Below are 14969 nucleotides of genomic sequence, written 5' to 3' on the forward strand. Positions count from 1 at the left end.
TGGATCATGCGGTGCGCACCGGGAAGGGTGGCTGGTGGATATGAAGGCGGTGACGATCTTCTCGCTGCTGTTCGGCATGGGCTTTGCCATGCGTCGCGCGTCGAGCGTGCTCGTCAGCCGATGACCCGCTTGAAGGGCGGCAATGCATCGATGATGCGCTTGCCGTAACGGCGGCTGATCAGGCGCGAGTCGAGGATGATGACGCGGCCAGTGTCGGTGGAGGTGCGGATCAGGCGGCCAGCGAACTGGGTCAGCGTGCGCAGCGCGTGCGGGATGGCGATCAGGTTGAAGGCGTTCAACCCACGGCTTTCGAACCATTCGCTCAAGGTGGAGGTCTGCGGATCGGTCGGCACCGCGAACGGTACCTGGGTGATCACCACCGTGGTGCAGGCTTCACCGGGCAGGTCCAGGCCTTCACCGAACGAGTTCAGCCCGAACAACACCGAGCCCTCGCCTGCCGAGGTGCGCCGCAGGTGCTCGTCGATCATCTTCTGCTTGGCGGTCTCGCCCTGCACCAGCACCTGCTTGCGCTGCGCGGCCGGCATCAGCTCGGCCACCTTCTCCATCTTCCAGCGCGAGGTGAACAGCACGATGCTGCCCTTGCTCCAGTCCAGTTCCTTGACCAGATACTTGGCCACTTCCTTGGGATGCCGGTCGCGGTCGTCCGGGGTAACCGGGAAGTTGGGCACGATCAGCTCGGCCTGGTTGGGCAGGTCGAACGGGGACGCCAGCGAGACCATCTCGGCGTCGTTGGGAATGCCGTTGTCGATCGCCAGCGCCTGGAAATCGCCACCGCCGGTGAGCGTGGCCGAGGTCATCACCACCGAATCCACCTCGTCCCACAGCAGCTTGCGCAGCACGTTGGCGGCCGACACCGGCGAGCCATGCAGGATCAGGTCGCCATCGCGCGACAGGGTGACCCAGCGCGCGAACGGCGGCTGGCCTTCCTTGTCTTCGCGGCGCCAGGCGGTCCACAGGTTGTGCTGCTGTTCGATCATTTCCAGCGCCATGCCCAGCGTGCGCTGCAGCCGTTCGCGCGCGGCGTCTTCAGGCTTGCCCTTGGCCACCTGCGACAGTGCGGCGTGGGCCCAGTTGAACAGCGCGCGGGTGTCATCGGCCAAGGCCTCGATGTCGGCCATCCAGATGTCCGGCAGGCGGCCGTTCGGCGCGCGCCACATCGGCTCCTGCGCGGTCGGGTCCGGTTGCCAGCTGCGGTCGATCACGTCGCGGAACGCGCGCAGTTGCTTGCTGACCCGCGCGGCTACGTCGATGGCTTCGTTCGGCAGCAGGTTGCCCAGCTTGTCCTTGTCCACCGCGCGGTAGGCGGCGGCGATCAGGATCTGCAGGCGGCCGGTGCGCTTGGCCATCTCATCCAGGGCCAGGCTGGCCGCGCCCTGGTCGATGGCCACGTTGCCGATGTGGTGGCCTTCGTCGAGCACCAGCAGCATGTCCGAGGGCGGGGCGATCAGCGGCTGGCCGTTGTCGCTTTCGCCAATGGACAGGGCCGACAGCAGCAACGCGTGATTGGTGACCACGATCTGGGCGTCGCGCACGGTGTTGCGCGCGCGCAGCACGGCGCACTGGGCGGAGTAGGCGCACTTGCGCCCGGCACAGCCGGAGGCCGGGGTGGTGATGCGCGAGCGCAGCGAGGGGCTGATGGTGTCCGGCGCGTTGTCCAGGTCGCCGTTCCAGCGGCCTTCGACGAAGTCCTTGCTCAGCTTCTGCGCCAGGTCCATCTCGATCGGCGCCAGCGGGCGGTCGAACAGCGGCTGTTCGTCCTCGAACATGCCTTCCTGCGCGCCGTCGCCATGCGCCTCGGCGGCATTGCGCGTGCACAGGTAGCGGGTGCGGCCCTTGGCCAGCGCCACGGTCGCCTCCAGGCCGGTGGCCTTGAGGAAGTTCGGGATGTCGCGCTCGACCAGCTGCGACTGCAGCGCCACCGTGCCGGTGCTGATCACCAGCTTTTTCTTGGTGGCCAGCGCAATCGGCACGCCGGCGGTGAGGTAGCCCAGGCTCTTACCCACGCCGGTGGGCGCCTCGACCACCCCTACCCCGCCGCTCTGCGACAGCGCACGCGAGACCACGCCGATCATCTGGCTCTGCGAACGCCGCGTGCTGAAGCCGGGGGTGTTGGCCTGCAGCTTGGCGTAGGCATCGCGGATGACGGTCTTGAGCTCGTCGTTCAGCGCGCGCGGGGCTTCAACTTTTTCGGTCACGCCGGGGAGGTCCTGCCTGGATCAGGCGGGTATTTTCTCATGCCCGGGGCCTGCGGCCGGCGCGGATTTTGCCGCGCCGGTTCAGTTCCGTGACCGGGGTCGCCTGGTCAGGCCGCCGGGGCGGTGCGGTTGCGCAGCGCGCGGGTCATCGCCCAGACCAGCAGCACCGTGCCCAGCGCATCGACCAGGCCGATGAGGAAGTGGCCGCCGCGCAGCAGCCACGACAGCATCTGCACGTTGCCGTACTCGCCACGCTGGACCAGCCAGGTCGGCACGATGTTGAGCGCCAGCCCCGCCAGGCTGGCCAGCAGCAACAGCGCCAGCGACCACAGCGCCACGCTGCGGATGGTGCCGCGCGGGGCATCCACCACCCAGACCAGCGACACGGCCAGTGCGATCAGCACCGGCAGGCGCAGCGCGGCCATGCCCAGCAGGCTGAGCAGCAGGTCCGGGCTCACTCTTCACCCGCCAGCGCGTTCTTCGCGCGTAGCTCGGCGTAGACCGGATCGGTGTCCGGGCGCACTTCATGCCACTGCTGGAAGCTGGTGGCAGCCTGCTCGACCAGCATGCCCAGGCCGTCGACCATGTTGCGGCACTGTGCGGCGCGGGCCCAGGCCAGGAAGGCGATGGCGGCCTCGCCGTAGTTCAGGTCCACGGCGGTGGTCATGCTGTTGACCAGCGACAGTGGCAGTTCGAATTCCACGCTGCGGTCACGGCCGGCCGAGGTGGCGTTGACGATCAGTTCGAAGTCGCCCAGCTCGTGCATGTCTTCCCAGTAGCGGGTGAGCACGCGGCCGGGCTCGCCGATCGCGTCGCTCAGCTGGTCGGCACGCTCGGGGGTACGGTTGACCACCACCAGTTCGCGGATGCCGGCATCCAGCAACGCCGGGCCCACGCTGCGCGCCGAGCCGCCCGCGCCGAGCAGCAGCACGCGGCGGCCGCGCAGGTCCAGGCCGTGGCGGTCGGTAAGGTCACGCACCAGTCCCACGCCGTCGGTGGTGTCGCCGTGCCAGTAGTCGCCCTTGCGCAGCAGCGTGTTGACAGAGCCGGCCAGCTTGGCGCGCGAGGTGAACGTTCTGCACAAGCCGAAGGCGATTTCCTTCAGCGGCGCGGTGACGTTGGCGCCGACGCCACCGTCGGCGGCGAACGCCTCCAGCGCCGCCGGAAAATCGGCCGGCGCCGCTTCAATGGCGCGGTAGTCCAGCGCGATGCCCTCCTGGCGGGCGAACGCGGCATGGATGTGCGGCGACTGCGAGTGGGCGATGGGCTGGCCGAATACGGCGTAACGGGCGGTCATGGGTGTCTTAAACTCCGGGCCTGGATAGAAACGCAAACCCCAATGGAAGCGACTATGCGCACTCCCTTGTCTCTGCTCGCGCTGAGCCTGAGTTTACTCTCCGCACCGGGCGCGATGGCGCTTTCCGAGTTCGGCATCGAAGGCATGGGGGTGGTGTCGACCAGGGCCAATGACGCCCAGGCCACCCTTTCGCCGGACGGCCAGCGGATCGTGTGGGCCAGCGACCGGACCGGCGGCGCGGGCGGTTGGGACCTGTGGCAGGCCCGGCTGCGCGATGGGCGCTGGCAGGATCCGGCACCGCTGGCGCTCAACGGCGCCAGCGATGAAGTCGATCCGTTCTTCAGCCACGACGGTGCCTGGCTGTACTTTGCCTCCAACCGGGACGGCGGGCGCGGTGGGTACGACCTGTACCGGGTGATGGTCCAGGGGGATGGCAGCGTCGGTCCGGTGCAGGCACTGCCGGCGACGGTCAACACGGCGGCCGATGAGCGACGCCCGGCGCTGCGGCCGGATGGGCAGGTGCTGTTGTTCGCCCGCGATGGCAAGGGTACCCAGGGCGGGTTCGACCTGTTCGTGTCGACCGCAGAGGGACGAGGCTTCGCTACCGCTACGCCTCTGCCGGCGCCGCTCAACAGCGCCATGGATGAGCTGGGCGGCGACTGGCTGGGCAATCAGGGGGCGCTGGTACTGACCCGGGTGTCAGGCGGCCATTCGCAGGTGTGGGTCGTGGGCTGCGATTACCGCACGCCGGCCGAACCGCTGGGGTTGAGCTTCAATACCGCCGACGGACAAACCGGAGCGCCGGTGGTGGATGCGTCCAAGCCCAGCGAGCTGGTGGTGGCCGGGCAGGCAACGTCGCCGAAGGCCGGCGGGTTGGATCTGTACAGGTTGCGCACACCCGCGGTGGCTGGCTGCCGGTAAGGATGGCAGGTACCGACCGTTGGTCGGTACGCTTTTCCCTTCAGTGCGCGCGCAGCAGCGCGGCGCGCTGCTGTTCGTACTCGGCTTCGCTGATCTCGCCATTGTCCTTGCGCTGGTTCAGCGCGGCCAGTTGGGCCTGCACCGCAGGCGACAGGTTGGCTTCGCGGGCCAGACGCGCGGCGGCCGACGGCTGTTCCGGCGCGCGCCGGGCGGCGCGCACCGCGCTGCGGATGATCAGGCCGATCACCACCGCGAATACGGTGACCCCGGTGCCCCAGGTCAGCCACTGCACCCATCCCATCGTCTGCATCGTCTTTGCCCTGTCTGCGTGTTGACGCGTATTGTCAGCGTTCGCGCAGCCAACGCGCCACCTGCGGTGCGAAATAGGTCAGCACGCCATCGGCACCGGCCCGCTTGAAGCCGATCAGCGACTCCAGCACGCAGGCGCGTTCGTCCAGCCAGCCATTGGCGAAGGCCGCCTTCATCATCGCGTACTCGCCACTGACCTGATAGGCGAAGGTCGGCACGCCGAACTGCTGCTTCACCCGCCGCACCAGGTCCAGATAGGGCATGCCCGGCTTGACCATGACCATGTCCGCGCCCTCTTCCAGGTCCAGCGCGATCTCGCGCATGGCCTCGTCGCCGTTGGCCGGGTCCATCTGGTAGGTCTTCTTGTCGGCCTTGCCGAGGCTGGCCGAGCTGCCTACCGCGTCGCGGAACGGGCCGTAGAACGCCGAGGCGTACTTGGCCGAATAGGCCATGATGCGCACGTTGACGTGGTTCTGGGCGTCCAGCGCGCGGCGGATCGCGCCGATGCGGCCGTCCATCATGTCCGACGGCGAAATGATGTCCACGCCGGCTTCGGCGTGCGAGAGCGACTGCTTGACCAGCGCGGCCACGGTGATGTCGTTGAGCACGTAGCCCTTCTCGTCGATGATCCCGTCCTGGCCGTGGGTGGTGTACGGATCCAGCGCCACGTCGGTCATCACCCCCAGCTCGGGGAAGCGCGACTTCAGCGCGCGGATGGCCCGCTGCGCCAGGCCGTCCTCGTCCCACGCGGCGGCCGCATCCAGGCTCTTGCCGGCCGGGTCGATTACCGGGAACAGGTCGATCACCGGAATGCCCAGCTCCAGCGCTTCTTCGGCCACTTTCAGCAGTTCATCGATGGACAGGCGCTCCACGCCCGGCATCGAAGCGACCGGCGCGCGCCCGGCCAGGTCGTGCACGAACACCGGGTAGATCAGGTCGTCGGTGGTCAGCGTGTTCTCGCGCATCAGGCGACGCGAGAACTCGTCGTGGCGCATGCGGCGGGGGCGGTAGTCGGGGTGGGCCATGGGATGCTCCAGACGGTATTCGGTTACTGCAGCAGGTAGCGCTGCGGTTGCAGGGGTTCCGGCAGCGGGCGCACGCCCAGGCTGTCGAGCAGGTCGATTTCGATGGTGCGCACCATCGCATCCAGCGGCAGGTCGTTGGGCTCCAGCCCGAACGGTTCTTCCATTTCCTCGCCCAGCTGGTCCAGGCCGAAGAAGGCATAGGCCAGCACCGCCGACACCACAGGCGTGGCCCAGCCCAGCGAACTGGCCAGGCCGAACGGCAGCAGCACGCAGAACATCCACGCGCAGCGGTGCAGCAGCAGGGTGTAGGCAAACGGCAGCGGGGTCAGCAGGATGCGTTCGCAGCCGGCCTGGATGCTGGACAGCGCATGCAGGCGGGTCTCGAACTGGGCATACAGGATGCTGTCGATCTCGCCGGCGTGCAGCGCGGCGGTGGTTTCCACCGCGATCATCGCCAGCAGCTGGTCCGGCACGTTCTGGCGTTGCGCGTAGCGCGCGCGGTCGGTCTCGGGCACCCAGGGCAGTCCGGCCAGCGCGGCGTCCTGCCCGCGCAGCCGCGCAGCCAGTGCATGCGCGAAGGCGATGGCCAGGCGGCAGATGCGGTCGGCGCGCGCCGGCTGTCCGGCCAGCAGCGTGCTGCACAGCCGCGCCAGGCTGCGCGACTCATAGATGAGCTGGCCCCACAGCTTGCGCCCTTCCCACCAGCGGTCGAAGCAGGCGTTGTTGCGGAAGCTCAGGAAGATCGACAGCACCAGGCCCAGCAGCGTGAACGGCGCGACCGACACCCGTTCGATCCCCGGCGGGTGGGCCAGTTCGGTGAAGGCCGCCACGGCAAGGGCCAGCACGAAGATGGCGGCCACCTTGGGCGCGATGGCGGGCACGATGGAGCCGCGCAGGATGTACAGCAGCTGCCAGCCGTGGGGGCGGGGACGAATGATCATCGGGCGGCCATTCTACGCCCTTGGCTTCCCCCCCTCCGCCCCTGCGACCCTGCGTCGCACCGGGCCCGTCAGATGACCCCGCCGCCCAGCGACAGGCGCACGATCCCCACTACGACCACCACGGCGTTGAGCAGCAGCCCGGTCCAGGCGCGGCCGCGCTTGGTGGGGTGGGTGAACAGGATGCCCAGGGCGCCGATCACCGCGCCAACGGCAGCGAACGGGATCAGGAACCAGTTGCCCCAGCCCAGCAGCGGTATCAGCGCCAGGATCATCCACAACAGTGCCAGCACGCCCCATAGCAGACTGATCAATCCCATGCCCCGTTCCCCTTGCCTGAAAATGCTGGCCGCAGGGTAGCGACAGCGCCGCCTGCGGCGCGTGATGGTGGTGGCAAGAACGCGATGCGGCGGGCTCACCCCCCCGGTGTTACCGTGCGCCGGAACAGGTTGGCACCGATTCAGCGGCCAGCCCGGATGATCCAGGCGCAGGCCGACCAGGCCGTACAAGGGGTGGACCCATGAACATTCGAATCCTTCCGCTGCTCGGCGTGCTGCTGGTGATGACCGGCTGCGCGAACACGTCCCGGGTGATGCTGGGCCAGACCCGCCCGCCTACCGACCCGGCACTGGTGCAGATCTATTCGACCCCGCCGCCGGGCTCGATTGAAATCGCCCAGCTCGAATCGTCCAGCGCGGTGGGCTTTGGCACCCAGGGCCAGACCGATGCAGCCGTGGCGCGGTTGAAGAAGGAAGCGGCCGCACTGGGCGCCAACGGCGTGATCCTGATGGGCGTGGCCTCGAGCAGTTCCGGTGGCGGCCTGTCGGTGGGCGGCGGCAGTTACGGCTCGCACAGCGGCGGCGGCGTGGGGATCGGCATCCCGACCACGCAGCGGCGTGCGGCGGGGGTGGCAATCTGGGTTCCCAACCCGCCACCGGCGGACCGCCTGCCGGTGCAGACGATCACGCCGACCCGGTGAAAGCGGGTCACGACCAACGGTCGTGACCTACCAAAGCGTCCATGTTCCGCCGGAACGTACATGTGATTCGCCGGGGCGTACATACGACCACGGTCGGTAGGCCACGACCGTTGGTCGTGGCCCACGCGGAGGTGATTACTTTGCCTTGTACCGCGGAATGAAGACCTCGTTGACCGCCTTGGCCAGCTGGTCCGGCGGCAGCAGGCCCTGGTCGAGCAGGAAGTTGTTGAACGCCAGGCGGTCAAACTTCTCGCCGAGGGCCAGCTCGGTCTGCATGCGCAGTTCCAGGATCCGGGTGTAGCCGTAGAAGTAGCTGCCCGCCTGGCCCGGCGACCGCACCATGTAACGGTCCAGTTCCTGGGTGGCCATCGCCTGCGACAGGCCCACTTCGTCGATCAGCACGCGCTCGGCCTTGGCCCGGTCGATCAGGCCCAGGTTGAGCATCGGATCAAGCATCGCGCGCGCGGCGCGCAGCAGGCGGAACTGCAGGGCGATCAGCTGCCCGTCCAGCGGCTCATACGGCACCATTTCCGCTTCGGCATACAGCGCCCAGCCTTCCACGTTGACCGAATTGAACGCGAACATGGTGCGCGCCAGCGACACGCCGCGCTCCACCATCGCGGTGAACTGCAGCTCATGGCCCGGGCGGCCCTCGTGCGCGCTCAGCGTCCACGCGGCCGAACCGAAATTGAAGTCGTCGTACTGCGCGGCCGTGTCGCCGGCGGCCGGGTTGCCCAGCGGCAGCACGAAGGTGCCCTGCTGGCCGGTGTTGCCCACCAGCGGCGCCGGCAGGAAGTGCGGGGCCGGCGAGGCCGCGCTTTCGGCGGCCGAGCCCAGCCGCATCTGCATCGGGCGCTGTGGCACGTCCACGATCTTCTGGGCACGGATGATCGGGTCGATCGCATCGATCACGCCGCGGTAGTGGTGCTCCAGCTGGTCGTTGGCGATCTTGTCGCCCTTCAGCGCGCGGATCACCGCCACCGGGTCGGTCGGGTCGGCCACCTTCAGGCCCTTGGCCTTCACCACCAGCGGCGCCAGCTGGCGCATCGCCGAGCGGGTTTCCATGAATTCCAGCTGCGCCCGCTGCATCAGCAGCTTGGGGTCGATGTCGATGCCCACGCGCTTGAGCTGGAACGCATACAGCGGTTCGGGCAGGCGCGCATCGGCACGTGCCTTGGGCAGCACCTCGCTCTTCGTCCAGTCGCGGTACTCGCGCAGCTGGGTGGCGATGGCCTTCAGCGCTTCGTCGGCGCCGGCGACCTTGTACTTGTCGAACAGCTTTTCGATGCCGGTGATGTAGGTATCGACGTTGGCCAGCGACTGCTCGACTTCGATCTTCGTCGGCTGCAGCAGGGTCTTGTCGGCCAGGCGCTCTTCATAGCGCTGGCGCGACAGCGTGGTGATGGCGGTGCTGCCCGGGGCCAGGCCGGCATAGGCCTTCAGGCGATCCAGCGCCTTGGCGCGGCGCTCGGCCGGCACCTGGTCGGACAGCAGCAGATTGATGCCGCTGAACACCGTCTGCGGGGTATCGCTCCACGGCAGCAGGTACTTCTCGTTGAGTTCGCTGCCTTCGATGTTCTCGTCGGCGGCGGCGATCATGATCGCCAGGTCCTGGCGCACGTTCGGGTCGCGCTCGGTGGCCAGCTTGGCCTTGAGCTGGTCGCGCGCCTTGGCCATCGCGGCGCGGTAGCGCTTGGCGTTGTCCGGCCCGAAATCGGCCACCTTGTCGTCGTAGCCGGGCACGCCGAAGAAGCCGGTCTCTTCCGGCTGGAACGGGCCCTGCGCGTCGAGCAGGATCTGCGCCAGTTCGTTGCTGCGGGTCACCCAGGCCGCACTGGCCGGGGCCTTGGTGGCAGCAGGAGCGGCAGCGAAGGCCGGCGGCGCACTGAGCGCGGCGGGAACGGAAAGGGCCAACGCGACGGCAAGGGCAAGCGGCTTCATGCAGGACTCCAGTGGGCGGGTGCCTGCGACCCTACGCACTCGGGGAGGCAGCGGCAATCGGCCGGAGGTCATGGCCGCTGCCCGGTGGGGCCCCGCCCGCGCCCCACCGGCACGTACAGCGCCAGGTGGGGCTCCCGGAGGCGTGCGTTACGGCTTGAGGCAGCGGCCCAGGAAATCCTCGGCCAGGCGGTAGCGGTGCAGTGCGTTGCTGCCCGACAGGCCATGCTTGGCGCCCGGATAGGTCATCAGCTCAAAGGGCTGGCCGCGCTTCTGCAGCGCACTCATCAACTCGGTGGAATTGGTGAACAGCACGTTGTCGTCGGCCATGCCGTGGATCAGCAGCAGGCGCGAGCGCAGGCCGTCGATGTGGGCCAGCACCCGCGCTTCTTCATAGCCCTTGGCGTTGCGCGCCGGCAGGTCCATGTAGCGCTCGGTGTAATGGGTGTCGTACAGGCCCCAGTCGGTCACCGGCGCGCCGGCCACGCCGCAGGCGTACTGATCCGAGGCCTTGGCCAGCAGCATCAGGGTCATGTACCCCCCGTTGGACCAGCCCTGCACGCCGATGCGCGCCGGGTCCACCCACGGCTGCTGCTTGAGCCATGCCACGCCCTTGAGCTGGTCGGCCACTTCCACCGTACCCTGCACGCCGTACAGCGCGCCGCCGAAATCGCGGCCGCGGCGCGGGGTGCCGCGGTTATCCAGCGAGAACACCACATAGCCCTGCTGGGCCAGGTACTGGTTGAACAGGTGGTCGCCACGGCCGGGCCAGCTGTCGGTGACGGTCTGGCTGGCCGGGCCGCCATACACGTACACCGCTACCGGGTAGCGCTTGGCCGGGTCGAAGCCGGCGGGCTTGATCAGGCTGTAGTTCAGCGCGGTCCGGCCGTCGGCCGCGGTGAGGGTGCCGAACTCCACCGGACGCTGCGCATCCAGGTAGCGCGCGTACGGGTGGCTGGGATCGTCCAGGTTGTTTTCCACCAGCGTGGCGATCTTTTCGCCATTGGCACGGTGCAGCGCGATCTGCGGCGGCGTGGTGGTGTTGGACCAGCTGTCCACGTACACGCTGGCGTTCTTCGCGAAGCTGGCGCTGTGCATGCCCGGTGCCTGCGACAGCCGCTGCAGCGGCCCGCCCTGCAGCGGCACGGCGTAGATCTGGCTTTCGCGCGAAGACTCCACACCGGCACGGAAGTAGACCTTGCCGGCGGCTTCGTCCACCGCCAGCAGTTCGTCCACCGGCCAGTTGCCGCTGGTCAGCGCGGTCACGGTCTTGCCGTCATCGGACACGCGGTACAGGTGCTGGAAGCCGCTGCGCTCGGACGACCACAGGAAGCCGCCCTGGGTGAGGAAATGCAGGCTGTTGTGCAGCGGCACCCAGGTCGGCGAGGTTTCCGTCACCAGCGTGCGCTGTGTGCCGCTCTGCAGGTCGGCCTGGATGAGGTCCAGGGTTTTCTGGTCGCGCGACTGGCGCTGGAAGGTCAGCTGCCGCGGGTCGCGCCAGTCCACGCGGGCCAGGTAGATGTCCGGATTGCGGCCCAGATCGACCCAGCGCGGTGCGGCATCGGCACGCGGCGCGATCACCCCGAGCTTGACGGTGACGTTGTGGTCGCCGGCGGCCGGGTAGCGCTGCTCGATCATCTCGGTGCGGTCGGCGTACATCTCATAGCGCTTCTGCACCGGCACCGGCGACTCGTCGATGCGGGCGAAGGCGATGGCCGAATCGTCCGGCGCCCACCAGTAACCGGTGTGGCGGTCCATTTCCTCATCGGCGACGAATTCGGCCACGCCATTGCCGATGGTGTCGCTGCCGTCGCGGGTGAGCTGGACCTGCTTGCCGCTGGCCAGGTCGATCACCCACAGGTTGCGTTCGCGCACGAAGCTGACGAACCCGCCCTTCGGCGACAGCTTCGCGTCGGTGGCGAAGCCTTCGCCGTGGGTGAGCTGGCGCACGGCGGCCTTGCCCTGCTTGCCCAGGTCGTACAGGTACAGTTCGCCGCCCAGCGGGAACAGCAGGGTGTGGGCACCGGGCGACCACTGGTAATCGACGATGCCGGTCATGGCGGCAATGCGCTGGCGTTCACGGCGCGCCTTTTCGGCATCGCTCAGGGTTTCGTCGCCCGGCAGCACTACCTTGGAATCCACCAGCAGGCGGGTCTGGCCGCTGGCGATGTCATAGGCCCACAGGTCGAGCTGGTTGCGGTCGGCGTCCTTGCCGCGCAGGAAGCTCACGCGCGAGCCGTCCGGCGCCACCTTGGGCTTCATCAGGGTCGGGCCGGACAGCGGCAGCGGGCCGGTGATGGCATCCAGGGTGAGCTTTTCGGCGTGGGCGAGGGTGGTCGAGGCGAGCATGAGGGCGAGCGAGGCTACGAGGTGGCGCATGGAATCTTCCGGCGGCGGCTGGGCGTTCTCCCCCCGCTGGAAGCGGAGGGGAGCGGACCATCGTAACCAAAACCCGCGGATGGCGCGGATGGCCCGTGGTAGAGCCGACTGTCAGTCGGCTGCCGTTGGCGCGGGCGCTGCCGTTGTACGTGCTTCGGTGGGAAGCCGACTGACAGTCGGCTCTACCGTCGGGGAAGCCGACTGACAGTCGGCTCTACCGTCAACGCTGGCCGAACAGGTGCTTGCGCTCTTCGTCGCTCAGGGGCTTGCCGGCGTCCGGGTTCACTTTGTGCTTGAGGGCGTAGGCGCGCTGGGTCGCCGGGCGCGCGGCAATGGCGTCATGCCAGCGCTTCAGGTTGGGGAACGCGGCGAAATCGGGCGGCAGCTTGTCGTACGCGCCGATCCACGGGTAGCTGGCCATGTCGGCAATGCTGTAATCATCGCCGCCCAGATAGGCGCTGCTGGCCAGGCGCTTGTCCATCACCCCGTGCAGGCGGCGCACTTCATTGCCGTAGCGCTCGATGGCGTACGGAATCTGCTCCGGCGCATACACATTGAAATGGCCCATCTGGCCGCTCATCGGGCCCAGGCCGGCCATCTGCCAGAACAGCCATTCCAGCACCGCGACCCGGCCGCGGGTGTCGGCCGGCAGGAATTTCCCCGTCTTCTCGGCCAGGTACAGCAGGATCGCGCCGGATTCGAACACGCTCTGCGGCGCGCCCCCGTCGGTGGGCTGGTGGTCGACCAGCGCGGGCATCTTGTTGTTGGGGGAAATGGCGAGGAATTCAGGCTTGAACTGGTCGCCGCTGCCGATGTTCACCGGTTTGATGGTGTACGGCAGGCCCAGCTCTTCCAGCAACAGGGTGACTTTGTGGCCGTTCGGGGTAGGCCAGTAATACAGATCGATCATGACAGGACCCAGCGGGTCAGGAATCCCGAGTCTAGTGCGTCAGCTGGCTTGGCAGGGTCATGCCGGCCCGCTACTCTGCGGCGTCCCCCGCAACGCAGCATCCCAGCATGAGCTCGACCGAAAAGCCCATCAGCCCCCTGTCGTCCCTGATCTTCGCCTCGCGCTGGCTGCAGCTGCCGCTGTACCTGGGCCTGATCCTGGCCCAGTGCGTCTACGTGTTCCTGTTCGGCAAGGAGCTGTGGCACCTGCTGCACAAGGCCAACAGCATGGGCGAGCAGGAAATCATGCTGCTGGTGCTGGGCCTGATCGACGTGGTGATGATCTCCAACCTGCTGGTGATGGTCATCGTGGGCGGCTACGAAACCTTCGTTTCGCGCCTGCGCCTGGAAAACCACCCGGACCAGCCGGAGTGGCTGAGCCACGTCAATGCCAGCGTACTGAAGGTGAAGCTGGCCCTGTCGATCATCGGCATCTCCTCGATCCACCTGCTCAAGACCTTCATCGGCGCGGGCAACCTGGACGGCGTGCCGCTGTGCAGGACCGAGGCCTACTACGCCGCTGCTGCGGACATGGTGGCCAAGTACGGTCCGGACGCCACCCTGGTGTGCACCACCATGACCGGCACCGGCGTGATGTGGCAGACCATCATCCATGGCGCCTTCATCCTGTCGGCGATCGGCATCGCCTACACCGACAAGCTGATGTCCCACACCCCGAGCAAAGCCCTGGCCCACTGACCGGCCCGCGGGGCGGCGCCGCGGCTGGCGCCCCCCCTGCCCCACCGGCCGCCCCCAGCGGCGCGCGGGGATGCTAGATTTAGCACCTGCTGCACGGCCCGGACGCTGGGAATCGTCCCGGGCCCTCGGTCGGCCTGACCGCATCAGGCCTTACGTATCGTCGTTCTTCAAAGGGGAGTTGGATGTCGCACGTCAACACGAACGCCAAGGCGCGCCTGCTGGTGCCGCTGACCCTGGTGGTGGCTCTGGCCGCCTGCTCGGGCAAGGATGAATCCGCACCGGCCACGACCACGCCGGCCGCACCAACCGCTGCTGCGCCCGCTGCCACGCCGCCGGCCCCGGCCGTTTCGGCCGAGGTCCAGTCGAAGGGTCCGGAAGAACTGCGTGACCTGGCCAGCAAGGCGCTGCGCGAGAACCGCATGTACGCCCCGGCTGGCGACAACGCCATGGAGTACTACCTGGCGCTGCGCGAGAAGACCCCTGACGACGCCTCGATCAAGAGCGCGCTGACCGACCTGCAGCCGTACACCCTGATCGCCGCCGAACAGAGCCTGGCCCGCGAGGACTTCGCCGAAGGCCAGCGCCTGGTGGCGCTGATCGAGAAGGTGGACCCCACCGCACCGGCCCTGCCGCGCCTGAAGAGCGGCATCACCAAGGGCATGGAAACCGCGCTGACGCGGACCGAGGAAGAGACCGACAAGGTCAAGAAGGACGCCGAGAACAAGGCCAAGCAGCTGGCAGACCAGCAGCGCCAGCAGCAGGCCAGCGAGGCCGAAGCGGCCAAGCAGATCGCCGCGCAGCAGGATGCCGCACGCCGCGAAAGCGAGCGCCAGGACGGCGAACGCCAGGCCGCGGCGCGCCGCGAAGCCGAACAGCGCCAGCAGGCCGCTGCCGCCGCCCAGGCCGCCGCTGCCCGCCAGCCGGCCGCTGCGGCGACGGCCGCCGCCACCCTGCGCCCGATCAGCACCCCGGCCCCGCGCTACCCTCCTGACGCCCTGCGCGCCGGCACCTCGGGCGAAGTGCTGGTGGAAATCACCGTGGGCACCGACGGTTCGGTCACCAATGCGCGCGTGCTGCGCGCTACCCCGGCCCGCATCTTCGACCGCGAAGCACTGGGCGCGGTGAAGAAGTGGAAGTTCGAGCCGGTAGCGGCGCCGACCACCACCCGCCGCACGCTGGCGTTCGCGCCGGGCGGTTGATCGGTTTGCGTTGAAAAAAACCCCCGGAGCGATCCGGGGGTTTTTTTTTGCGTGCGTATCGACCAACGGTCGATACCTACCGGTTTGCGGCGGTAGGTACCGACCGTGGGTCGGTACATCG

Annotated in this window: 14 protein-coding genes; 4 read left to right on the plus strand and 10 right to left on the minus strand. The window is 68.3% G+C overall.

All coding sequences use genetic code 11. From position 1 onward, the window contains the following. Positions 1-113: 113 nt before the first annotated feature. The 3 genes from dinG to aroE form a co-directional block, all read right to left on the minus strand. Entirely contained in the window at positions 114-2216 is a 2103-nt protein-coding gene (gene dinG, locus ACIGII_RS00360; RefSeq protein ID WP_399637618.1) for an ATP-dependent DNA helicase DinG, read from the minus strand. A 107-nt stretch (positions 2217-2323) separates the two neighbouring features. Continuing rightward, positions 2324-2674 carry a hypothetical protein gene (locus ACIGII_RS00365; RefSeq protein WP_399637620.1) on the minus strand — a complete coding sequence of 117 codons (351 nt, stop codon included), beginning with the start codon at positions 2672-2674 and terminating at the stop codon, positions 2324-2326. Continuing rightward, positions 2671-3513: a shikimate dehydrogenase gene (gene aroE / locus ACIGII_RS00370; RefSeq protein WP_399637622.1), complete on the minus strand. Its 843-nt coding sequence runs from the start codon at positions 3511-3513 to the stop codon at positions 2671-2673. Before aroE ends, ACIGII_RS00365 begins: the two co-directional genes overlap by 4 nt. Before the next feature lie 54 nt (positions 3514-3567). Here aroE and ACIGII_RS00375 point away from each other — a divergent pair, with 54 nt between their 5' ends. After that, positions 3568-4434: a TolB family protein gene (locus ACIGII_RS00375; protein ID WP_399637625.1), complete on the plus strand. Its 867-nt coding sequence runs from the start codon at positions 3568-3570 to the stop codon at positions 4432-4434. A 40-nt stretch (positions 4435-4474) separates the two neighbouring features. On the opposite strand, the gene ACIGII_RS00380 is transcribed toward ACIGII_RS00375, so the two are convergent. The 4 genes from ACIGII_RS00380 to ACIGII_RS00395 form a co-directional block, all read right to left on the minus strand. Then, positions 4475-4744, minus strand: a complete 270-nt coding sequence (locus tag ACIGII_RS00380) for an SHOCT domain-containing protein (RefSeq protein WP_399637627.1) — start codon at positions 4742-4744, stop codon at positions 4475-4477. Positions 4745-4778: 34 nt separating this feature from the next. Next, complete coding sequence (gene hemB / locus ACIGII_RS00385) at positions 4779-5768, minus strand: porphobilinogen synthase (RefSeq protein WP_399637629.1); 990 nt, start codon at positions 5766-5768, stop codon at positions 4779-4781. Between the two features lie 23 nt (positions 5769-5791). After that, a complete protein-coding gene (locus ACIGII_RS00390) occupies positions 5792-6709 on the minus strand; it encodes a bestrophin family protein (RefSeq protein WP_399637630.1) in 918 nt (305 codons plus the stop codon). Positions 6710-6777: 68 nt separating this feature from the next. After that, positions 6778-7026: a hypothetical protein gene (locus tag ACIGII_RS00395; protein WP_145478760.1), complete on the minus strand. Its 249-nt coding sequence runs from the start codon at positions 7024-7026 to the stop codon at positions 6778-6780. 200 nt (positions 7027-7226) lie between these two features. On the opposite strand from ACIGII_RS00395, the gene ACIGII_RS00400 reads away from it, so the two are divergent. After that, a complete protein-coding gene (locus ACIGII_RS00400) occupies positions 7227-7685 on the plus strand; it encodes a hypothetical protein (RefSeq protein WP_399637633.1) in 459 nt (152 codons plus the stop codon). Between the two features lie 135 nt (positions 7686-7820). Here the strand turns inward: ACIGII_RS00400 and ACIGII_RS00405 are convergent, their stop codons facing one another. The 3 genes from ACIGII_RS00405 to ACIGII_RS00415 all read right to left on the minus strand — a co-directional run bounded on the left by ACIGII_RS00405 (position 7821) and on the right by ACIGII_RS00415 (position 12912). Next, positions 7821-9626: a DUF885 domain-containing protein gene (locus ACIGII_RS00405; protein WP_399637636.1), complete on the minus strand. Its 1806-nt coding sequence runs from the start codon at positions 9624-9626 to the stop codon at positions 7821-7823. 147 nt (positions 9627-9773) lie between these two features. Further along, positions 9774-12002 carry a DPP IV N-terminal domain-containing protein gene (locus tag ACIGII_RS00410; RefSeq protein WP_399637639.1) on the minus strand — a complete coding sequence of 743 codons (2229 nt, stop codon included), beginning with the start codon at positions 12000-12002 and terminating at the stop codon, positions 9774-9776. Between the two features lie 220 nt (positions 12003-12222). Further along, the gene (locus ACIGII_RS00415; RefSeq protein ID WP_399637642.1) at positions 12223-12912 is read right to left on the minus strand and encodes a glutathione S-transferase N-terminal domain-containing protein; all 690 of its coding nucleotides are present in this window, start codon (positions 12910-12912) and stop codon (positions 12223-12225) included. A 107-nt stretch (positions 12913-13019) separates the two neighbouring features. Between ACIGII_RS00415 and ACIGII_RS00420 the strand changes: the two genes are divergently transcribed. Then, positions 13020-13649, plus strand: coding sequence for a TIGR00645 family protein (locus ACIGII_RS00420; RefSeq protein ID WP_399637645.1), 630 nt, complete (start codon positions 13020-13022; stop codon positions 13647-13649). Between the two features lie 182 nt (positions 13650-13831). Continuing rightward, complete coding sequence (locus ACIGII_RS00425; RefSeq protein WP_399637648.1) at positions 13832-14848, plus strand: energy transducer TonB; 1017 nt, start codon at positions 13832-13834, stop codon at positions 14846-14848. Positions 14849-14969 lie beyond the last annotated feature (121 nt).

Origin of the sequence: Stenotrophomonas sp. NPDC077420, from assembly GCF_044543385.1 — a bacterium.
Taxonomy (GTDB): domain Bacteria; phylum Pseudomonadota; class Gammaproteobacteria; order Xanthomonadales; family Xanthomonadaceae; genus Stenotrophomonas.

Bases quoted from the DNA above. Each gene is read 5' to 3' on its own strand.
- aroE (WP_399637622.1), bottom strand. From the start codon at position 3,513: ATGACCGCCCGTTACGCCGTATTCGGCCAGCCCATCGCCCACTCGCAG.
- ACIGII_RS00390 (WP_399637630.1), bottom strand. From the start codon at position 6,709: ATGATCATTCGTCCCCGCCCCCACGGCTGGCAGCTGCTGTACATCCTG.
- ACIGII_RS00375 (WP_399637625.1), top strand. From the start codon at position 3,568: ATGCGCACTCCCTTGTCTCTGCTCGCGCTGAGCCTGAGTTTACTCTCC.
- ACIGII_RS00395 (WP_145478760.1), bottom strand. From the start codon at position 7,026: ATGGGATTGATCAGTCTGCTATGGGGCGTGCTGGCACTGTTGTGGATG.
- ACIGII_RS00405 (WP_399637636.1), bottom strand. From the start codon at position 9,626: ATGAAGCCGCTTGCCCTTGCCGTCGCGTTGGCCCTTTCCGTTCCCGCC.
- ACIGII_RS00425 (WP_399637648.1), top strand. From the start codon at position 13,832: ATGTCGCACGTCAACACGAACGCCAAGGCGCGCCTGCTGGTGCCGCTG.
- ACIGII_RS00415 (WP_399637642.1), bottom strand. From the start codon at position 12,912: ATGATCGATCTGTATTACTGGCCTACCCCGAACGGCCACAAAGTCACC.
- ACIGII_RS00400 (WP_399637633.1), top strand. From the start codon at position 7,227: ATGAACATTCGAATCCTTCCGCTGCTCGGCGTGCTGCTGGTGATGACC.
- ACIGII_RS00380 (WP_399637627.1), bottom strand. From the start codon at position 4,744: ATGCAGACGATGGGATGGGTGCAGTGGCTGACCTGGGGCACCGGGGTC.
- ACIGII_RS00420 (WP_399637645.1), top strand. From the start codon at position 13,020: ATGAGCTCGACCGAAAAGCCCATCAGCCCCCTGTCGTCCCTGATCTTC.
- hemB (WP_399637629.1), bottom strand. From the start codon at position 5,768: ATGGCCCACCCCGACTACCGCCCCCGCCGCATGCGCCACGACGAGTTC.
- ACIGII_RS00410 (WP_399637639.1), bottom strand. From the start codon at position 12,002: ATGCGCCACCTCGTAGCCTCGCTCGCCCTCATGCTCGCCTCGACCACC.